General features: G+C 61.6%; 6 protein-coding genes. All 6 read left to right on the forward strand.

Going from position 1 to position 6,026, the window contains the following annotated elements:
- Window positions 1-246: PucR family transcriptional regulator (locus Q0J74_RS10000; protein WP_297214150.1), on the forward strand; the 246-nt coding region annotated here is incomplete at its 5' end.
- A gap of 92 nt (window positions 247-338) precedes the next feature.
- Window positions 339-1,031: a cell division ATP-binding protein FtsE gene (ftsE, locus tag Q0J74_RS10005; RefSeq protein WP_297214154.1), complete on the forward strand. Its 693-nt coding sequence runs from the start codon at window positions 339-341 to the stop codon at window positions 1,029-1,031.
- Window positions 1,015-1,905 (forward strand): permease-like cell division protein FtsX, encoded by an 891-nt coding sequence (gene ftsX / locus Q0J74_RS10010; protein WP_297214156.1) that lies wholly within the window; start codon window positions 1,015-1,017, stop codon window positions 1,903-1,905. Before ftsE ends, ftsX begins: the two co-directional genes overlap by 17 nt.
- Before the next feature lie 32 nt (window positions 1,906-1,937).
- Window positions 1,938-3,197 (forward strand): murein hydrolase activator EnvC family protein, encoded by a 1,260-nt coding sequence (locus tag Q0J74_RS10015; RefSeq protein ID WP_297214160.1) that lies wholly within the window; start codon window positions 1,938-1,940, stop codon window positions 3,195-3,197.
- 92 nt (window positions 3,198-3,289) lie between these two features.
- Window positions 3,290-4,417 carry a S41 family peptidase gene (locus Q0J74_RS10020; protein WP_297214163.1) on the forward strand — a complete coding sequence of 376 codons (1,128 nt, stop codon included), beginning with the start codon at window positions 3,290-3,292 and terminating at the stop codon, window positions 4,415-4,417.
- A 68-nt stretch (window positions 4,418-4,485) separates the two neighbouring features.
- Window positions 4,486-5,916, forward strand: a complete 1,431-nt coding sequence (locus Q0J74_RS10025) for a MerR family transcriptional regulator (RefSeq protein WP_297214164.1) — start codon at window positions 4,486-4,488, stop codon at window positions 5,914-5,916.
- The last annotated feature ends 110 nt before the right edge of the window (window positions 5,917-6,026 follow it).

The following is a 6,026-nucleotide window of genomic DNA, read 5'->3' on the forward strand; positions in this document are numbered from 1 at the left end:
AAGAAGAATCCCATTGACGCCCTGGACCAGGAGACCCTGTTTACCATCAACAAGTTCTTTGAGAACAACCTGAACGTATCCGAGACCGCCCGGAAACTCTTCGTCCACCGGAATACCCTGGTGTACCGGCTGGAGAAGATCAAAAAGCTGACCGGACTGGACCTGCGGGAGTTTGACGACGCCATTACCTTCAAGGTGGCGCTGATGGTGAAAAAGTATCTGATTTCCCGGGGCATTGACAACTGAACCGCCAACAACAGGGACGCCGGAGACGGCGTCCCTCCTGGTGATGGGCGGTTGTTTCGCATCCGACAAATACATAGACGAGGTAAGCAAGTGTGATACGTCTGATCGACATCCAAAAGTCCTACGACAACGGCACAAAGGCCCTGAAAGGGGTCAGCATGCGCATTGACGACGGAGAGTTCGTCTTTCTGGTGGGTCCCTCCGGCTCGGGCAAATCCACCATATTGAAGCTCATTACCGCGGAGATCGCCCCCTCCGCCGGCCGGCTGATGGTCAACGGCTACAACCTGAATAACATCCGGCCCCGCCAGGTTCCCTACATGCGGCGCACCCTGGGGGTCATTTTTCAGGACTTCCGCCTCATTGAGAAGAAGACGGTCCGGGAGAACCTGGTATTTGCCATGCGGGCGGTGGGCGCCTCCCCCAAGGAGATCCGCAAACGGGTATCCTACGTGCTGGAGCTGGTGGGCCTGGACCAGAAGGGGGACAGGCTGCCCAGCCAGATTTCCGGCGGCGAGCAGCAGCGGGTGGCCATTGCCCGGGCGCTGGTAAATAACCCGCAGATGATTATCGCCGACGAGCCCACCGGCAATCTGGACCCCATGCGCTCCCTGGAAATTATGATGCTGCTGGAGCGCATCAATGAGCTGGGAACCACCGTACTGGTGGTCACCCACGAGCGGGAACTGGTCAACCGCTTCTCCAAACGGGTGGTGGCCATTGAGAACGGCAGAATCATCAGCGACGAGACAGGCGGGTATTATAACAATGAAACAACGATATGATTTCGGCTATTTTTTTGTGGAGGGATTCCGGAGCATTTTTACCCACGGGCTGATGTCCTTTGCTGCGGTATGCATGATTATCTGCTGTCTGCTCATCATGGGGTCCTTTTCCCTGGTGGCGGTAAACGCCTCCAACATGTTCCGGGACCTGGAGAAGGAAAACCAGTTTACAGCCTACATTGAGGATACCCTGACCCAGGAGGAGGCCCGGGGTCTTGAGATTCAGATTGAGGACATTCCCAACGTGGCCCGGGCGGAGTTTGTCACCAAGGAGGAGGCCCAGGCGGAGTTTGAGGCCGACTATGAGGGCAACCCCCTCTTTGAGGGCCTGCCCGCCGAGGTCTACCGGGACCGGTTCCACGTCTATCTGGACGACATCAGCAGGCTGGCGGAGACCGAGGAGGCGGTAAACGCAGTGGCCGGCGTGGCCTGGACCAAGTCCGCCCCCGAGATTGCCGAGGGATTTACCGTCATCCGCAACGTGGCGGGTGCGGTGGCCGTCATCCTGGTCATTATTTTGCTGGCGGTGAGCCTGTTCATCATTGCCAATACCATCAAACTGGCCACCTTCAACCGCAGGGAAGAGATCGCCATTATGAAGATGTGCGGCGCCACCAACTCCTTTGTCCGCTGGCCCTTTGTGTTTGAGGGGCTGATTCTGGGCCTGGTGGGTGCGGCAGTGGCCTTCTTCCTGGAGTGGGGGGTCTACGTGCTGGTGAGCAGGGCCATTTCCACCTCCGACACCATCTCGCTGATTACGGTGCTGCCTTTCCAGCCCATGGCCCTGCGGGTGCTGGGGGTGTTCGCCCTCACCGGCTTTGTCATCGGCGCCGGCGGCTCGGTGCTGGCGATCCGGAAGTTTTTGCAGGTATAACTCCCTGCGCCGCGAAGAAAAGGAGAGACACAGTGGCAAAAGGACAAAAGACGCAGAAGAGACAGAAGGTGGAGAAGCGCCGGGTGGTATTCGGCGTGTTGGCGGCGCTGCTGGCGCTGCTGATGCTGCTGCCCATGCTTACCATGATCATCGGGGGCGCTGGGGCGGTGACCCAGAGCGAGATTGACGCCCTGAAGCAGGAGCAGGCCGAGAGCCAGGCCAGGCAGGCCGAGCTGAAGGAGCAGCTGGCCGCCGCTGAGGCGGAGCAGTCCGCTGCCGAGGAGAAGCGCAGCCTGCTGCTGAAGCAGCTGGACGCCATCAACGACGAGCTGGACAACATCAATGCGCAGATTGCCTACTATGACGCCGCCATCGCCCAGAAGGAAGAGGAGCGTAAGGTGGCCGAGGCAAACGAGCAGGCCCAGTACGAGCTGTTCTGCCAGCGGGTGCGGGCCATGGAGGAGGAGGGGACGGTATCCTACTGGTCCATCCTCTTCAACGCCGAAAACTTTTCCGACCTGCTGGACCGGCTGGCGGATGTGGATGCCGTGATGGACTACGACAACCAGGTAATGGACGACCTCATCGCCGTTCGGGAGGAGCTGGAGCGGCTCCAGGCCGAGCTGGAGGCCGCCCGGGCCGACGAGCAGGAGGTTAAGGAGCAGCAGGAGGCCAAGAAGGCCGAGCAGCAGGAGAAGGTGGCGGAGGCCGAAAAAGTGCTGGCCGAGCTGAACAAGAATGTGGCGGAGGTCAACCGCCTGCTGGACGAGGAGGACAAGGCCGCCGCCGCCATCCAGGCGGATATTGTCAAAAAGCAGAAGGAGCTGGAGGAGCAGCGCAAGCAGAACGGCACCACTATCGTCTCCGAGAGCGGCTATATGTGGCCCCTGCCCGGCTGGTACAGCATCTCCTCCCCCTTCGGCTACCGCATCAACCCGGTAAGCGGCCGGGCTCAGAACCACGGCGGCATTGACATTCCCGCCAACGGAGGCACCCCCATCCTGGCCTGCAAGAGCGGCCAAGTCATCACCTCGGTGTACGGCAGCGGAGCTTACTGGTCCTACGGCAACTACGTGGTCATCGACCACGGCAACGGCAATTCTACCCTGTACGCCCACATGAGCTCCCGGGCAGTGAGCGAGGGGCAGATGGTGACTCAGGGTCAGGTGATCGGCTATGTGGGGACCACCGGCAACTCCACCGGCAACCACCTGCACCTGGAGATCCGGGTGAACGGACAGCGGACCGACCCGGAGGCCAAATTCCCGGATCTGAATTTGACCTCCTGGTAATACCGTTTTCATGGAACCAACGAACCAACCTAGCAGGGCGGAGGGGTGGCCTCTCCGCCCTGTGCGCGTTTCCGGGAAAGGATGTGAATGGGATGAAACGCAGGCGTTTTACCGGTCTGCATCTGCTGGCGGTGGTGCTGGTCACCGCCCTGCTCTGTGTGGGCGTGGGGTATCTGGCCCTCAGAAGCTATCTGGGGGACTACGGAGCCTCCCTGGTGCGGGCGGTGAAGCTGGTGGAGGATAGCTTCGTGGGAGAGTACGACGAGACCGCCGCGGTGGACGCGGCCCTGGAAGCTCTGGTGGACGGGTTGGGGGACCGGTGGAGCTACTACCTGACGGAGGAGGAGTACGCCGCCCAGAACCAGCGGCGCACCAACCAGTATGTGGGCATCGGGGTCACTATCACCTATGAGCGGGAGGACGGCCTGCTCATCCAGTCGGTGACCGCCGGCGGCCCGGCGGAGACGGCGGGACTGCTGGCCGGGGAGGTTATTACCGCCGTGAACGGCACCTCCCTGGCGGGAGAGACCCGGTATGACGGGGTAACCCTCATTCAGGGAGAGGCGGGTACCACCGTGTCCCTGGAGATCCTGGGGATAGACGGTGCCAGCCGCACCGTGACAGTGGAGCTGGCCAGCGTAGATTCTGATCCGGTGGTGAGCCAGATGCTGGAGGGGAATGTGGGCTATGTGGCTCTGGCCAACTTCTACGACAACAGCGCCCGGTACCTGGAGGAGGCGGTGACCAACCTCCAGGATCAGGGGGCGCAGGCCCTCGTTTTCGACATGCGCAACAATGGCGGCGGTTATCTGAATCAGCTTACCGACATGCTGGACTTTCTGCTGCCCGAGGGTCCCGTCTTTCTCACCCGGGACAAGGCGGGTCATGAGGAGGTCACCTACTCCGACGCTGCCTGTGTGGATTTGCCCATGGTGGTGCTGGTCAACGCCGATACCTACTCCGCCGCCGAATTTTTTGCCGCCGAGCTCCAGGAGTGGGGGGTGGCCCAAATTGTGGGGGAACCCACCAGCGGCAAAGGCTACTCCCAGCAGACCTTCGCCCTGCCCCACGGCGGAGCGATTGCCATCTCCACCGCCAGCTACTTTACCGGCAGCGGAACCTCCCTCATCGGCACCGGCCTGACCCTGGACCGGGAGGTTTACCTCACCGGTGAGGGGGACGCCCAACTGGAGGCCGCTCTGGAGCTGCTGAACGGGTAAAATCTGCAAAAACCTCTTGACTGTAAAGGGACTTGATGCCTTATGCTGAGGCCAAGGAGGCGAGTGCCATGACGATCAAAGAGTTGGAGACCACCCTGGGTATGACCCGGGCCAACATCCGGTTTTACGAGCAGGAGGGGTTTTTCACCCCGGCCCGGGGCGGGAACAATTACCGCATCTACTCGGAGGAGGATGTGGAGACCCTGCGGAAGCTGAAGCTGCTGCGTCAGCTGGGCCTGCCTCTGGATACCATCAGAAAGGTGCAGCGGGGGGAGCTGGGGCTGGATACCGCCCTGGCCATGCAGCAGCGGACCCTGGAGGAGCAGCGCGCCGAGCTGGAGTGGGCCGGCCGGGTGTGTGCCTCCATGCGCTCCGATCAGGTGGAGTACGCCACCCTGGACGCCCAGAAGTATCTGACTGTTCTGGACCGCCCGGCGGAGGGGGAGGGGTATTTCAGCCTGAACAGGGACAGCACCCCCATGGTGGCCTACCCCTGGCGGCGGTTCTTTGCCCGGTGGCTGGATTTGTACCTTTACAGTGTGCTGTGGTCGGCCTTCGAGCTGCTGGTGCTGCGGTTTAATCCGCCGGGAGGCCTTTTTTTCACCCTGCTGGGCAGCTATCTGAATTACGGCACCATGCTGGTGGTGGAGCCCCTGCTGCTGTCCACCTGGGGCTACACCCCCGGCAAGTGGCTCTTCGGCCTCCAGGTCCGGGACACCCGCGGCGGGAAGCTGACCTGGAGCGACGCCCTGGCCCGCACCTGGGGCGTCTTTGCCAGGGGCGAGGGCTTCGGCATCCCCATCTATAACCTCTACCGCAATTACAAGAGCTACCGGGCCTGCGCCGACTGCGAAACCTTGCCCTGGGAGGAGGAGCGGGGCTACGCCATCAAGGACGTCAAGGCCCGGCGGTGCTGGGGCTTTGTGGGGGCGGCCGCCGTCCTCTTCGGCCTGACGGTGCTGACGGCGGGCCAGGCCCAGATGCCCCGCCATCGGGGGATGCTCACGGCGGAGCAGTATGTAGCCAACGTAAATGATTTGTACCACTATCTCACCCAGAGCTCCGACCGGGTGATGGATGAGAACGGCTGCTGGGAGGAGAAGGGCAATGTCATCCACCTGTTTGGAGACGGTTCACCCGACCACCAGCTCACCCTGAATGAAGACGGGAAGGTGGTGGCGGTCACCCTGAGCCGAGACGTGATGGGGGAGCAGGTGATCGGCACAGACGACACCTTTGACAAGCAGCTGGCCGCCCTCTCCTTCGCGGCGGCGGTGGGGGACTACAACTGCATCAGCTGGCTGAACAGCGGGGTGCTGACCGCCATCTCGGAGGGGGGCTTTGGGGACTACACCCTCCAGGCCGGGGATGTGACCATCACCCAGACCGTGCATCAGGAGGGCTACCACGGGGTCAATGACTGGCTGTTTGCCGACAGCAACGCCACCACCGGCCAGCTGCGGTACCAGATGGAATTCACCATGACCCTCCAGGCGTGACAGAATAAAGAAGAAGCGGCGGAATCATCCGCCGCTTCAGTCTGTCGAAAAACCCGTTTCATGCTTGATGCATGACCGGGTTTTTCGCATATATCGGCCAGAATAGGAGG

It is taken from the genome of uncultured Flavonifractor sp., from assembly GCF_944387675.1.
In the GTDB taxonomy this organism is placed as follows: Bacteria; Bacillota; Clostridia; order Oscillospirales; family Oscillospiraceae; genus Flavonifractor.

Excerpts from the sequence above, each read along its gene's own strand:
- Q0J74_RS10025 (WP_297214164.1), top strand. The coding sequence starts at position 4,486 with ATGACGATCAAAGAGTTGGAGACCACCCTGGGTATGACCCGGGCCAAC.
- Q0J74_RS10020 (WP_297214163.1), top strand. The coding sequence starts at position 3,290 with ATGAAACGCAGGCGTTTTACCGGTCTGCATCTGCTGGCGGTGGTGCTG.
- ftsX (WP_297214156.1), top strand. The coding sequence starts at position 1,015 with ATGAAACAACGATATGATTTCGGCTATTTTTTTGTGGAGGGATTCCGG.